General features: G+C 54.0%; 1 protein-coding gene. It reads left to right on the forward strand.

Annotated elements, in window-relative coordinates:
• Positions 1–47: 47 nt before the first annotated feature.
• Positions 48–1,609 (forward strand): IS3 family transposase gene (locus WEB54_RS14630; RefSeq protein WP_368056502.1). Its coding sequence is split into 2 segments (ribosomal slippage): positions 48–519 and positions 519–1,609, totalling 1,563 coding nucleotides; the frame shifts between segments, so codons are not numbered across the junction.
• The last annotated feature ends 534 nt before the right edge of the window (positions 1,610–2,143 follow it).

The following is a 2,143-nucleotide window of genomic DNA, read 5'->3' on the forward strand; positions in this document are numbered from 1 at the left end:
CCCTATCTGTCAGCCTAGTTGTCACCTAAACCAACCTAGAGGTGACAATGAAAAGATACTCCCCAGAACGTAAAGAAGCCATCCTTCGTAAAATGGCGCCACCGCAGAGCGTGTCGGTAGCGGAGCTCGCTCGCCAAGAAGGCATCAGTGGCCCAACCCTGTACAATTGGCGACAACAGGCCAGAAGTCGAGGAGATGTTTTGCCGTCTAATTCAAAAAAGCCTGACAAGTGGAGTAGTGAAGACAAATTCCGCGTTGTCATTGAAACAGCCCCCTTGAGCGCTGCTGAATTCAGCGCTTACTGCCGCAAGCGCGGATTGTATCCTGAGCAGGTAGAGTCCTGGAAAAAGGCCTGCCTGAGCGCCAATGCGCACTCGGAGGCGCAGCAGAAGCAACACCGTGAATTACATAAAAACGAACGTAAAACAATCACTCGACTTGAGCGAGAGCTGAACAAAAAGGACAAGGCGCTGGCAGAGACTGCGGCCTTGCTCGTGCTCTCAAAAAAAGCCGAGGCGATCTGGGGCCTCAAAGACGAGGACAAATAACCAGCCTCCCTGATCGCCAACATGCCGTTGCCCTGATACGTGAAGCACATGGCAACGGTGCCCGGCTGGAACCGGCTTGCGCCATCGTGGGGCTCAACCTGCGTACCTATCAGCGCTGGCAGCACAACGGCGTAGTCAGTGCCGATAAGCGGCCCACCGCCTTGCGACCCGAGCCACGCAATAAACTGGATCCGCAACAGCGGGAGACCATTGTGCAGTTATGTAACCAAGACCACTACCGCAGCCTGCCACCGGCCTTCATTGTCGCTGACCAGGCGGACCAGGGCGTCTACCTTGCCTCCGAATCCACCTTCTACCGGGTTCTCAGAGAGCGTGATCTGCAACACCACCGTGGGCGGCAACAGCAACCCACGCGCCGGGGGGCAGCGACTACGCACCACGCGGATGGCCCCAATCAAGTCTGGTGCTGGGACATCAGCTGGTTACCGGGTCCGGCGAAAGGAACTTGGTTCTATCTGTACATGATCTTGGACCTGTTCAGCCGTAAGATCGTGGGCTGGGAAGTCCATCATGCCGAACGCGCGGAGTTGGCTGAGCAGCTTGTGGAAAAGGCCTGCTGGCGCGAACACCTGGCCACAAAGGACAAGCCACTGGTGCTCCACTCTGACAACGGTAGCCCGATGAAAGCATCCACCTTCCTGGAAAAGCTGTACGACTTGGGAATTACGCCATCGCGCAGCCGACCGCGAGTCAGCAATGATAACGCCTTTGCGGAATCCCTGTTCAAGACGCTGAAGTATCGCCCCGGCTTCCCTGTTAACGGGTTTATAGAACTCGACGCAGCTCGCGAGTGGGTTCACGCCTTCGTCGGCTGGTATAACAACGAACACCGCCATAGCAGCCTGAAATACGTGACACCGCAACAGCGACATACCGGCCAGGCAATCGAGGTTCTAAGCCGCCGCAAGTCCCTGTATGAACAAGCCAAAGCTAAAAACCCAGAGCGTTGGCCTCGGGATATACGTAACTTTGATTTGCCAAAGGAGGTGCATCTCAACCCGGCTAAGAAGACACAATCAATGGACAACGTGCTTGTCTGACGCGACAACTATGTTGACAGGCTCCGTTGACGACTATGGCACAAAAGACAACATAAAGATGAGACTCAGTTAAAAGGACGGCCGAGGTCACCGGGAACCTTTACTCTACTCGATACTGGTAAGGCTCCGCTGTAAGAGATCGGCCATGAAAGAGGTAGGAAATACGCCATGCGTTGACTCCGGTACGTCCGGCCGCAATTATGGCGACATTTTGCGCAGCAGTCATCAGCATAAAGTATTAGTTTTGGGGCTGTATTCCTGTTCATACCCGGTGCCGAAATCATGTCAAAAGCCAAATGGAGAAGCCCGTGTAGCCGAAACTCAAAGCCCCATTGACGCGGCTTGAAACTTGGTTCGCATCCCTAGTGCAGCTCCTTTTAAGCATAAATAGTAACTTTCGTCTTTGCTCTTTAGGTGCCTCAGTATCGCGTTTCGCGCTTGTTTGCTGGCCCATTTGAAGGCGTTTCCAAAGTAGAAGGGTAAGCGCCCATTAATCGGCGTAATTTCAGCCTGAATAGTACGTTGTCATAATGC

Source organism: Saccharospirillum sp. (assembly GCF_040881935.1).
Classification (GTDB): Bacteria; Pseudomonadota; Gammaproteobacteria; order Pseudomonadales; family Natronospirillaceae; genus Saccharospirillum.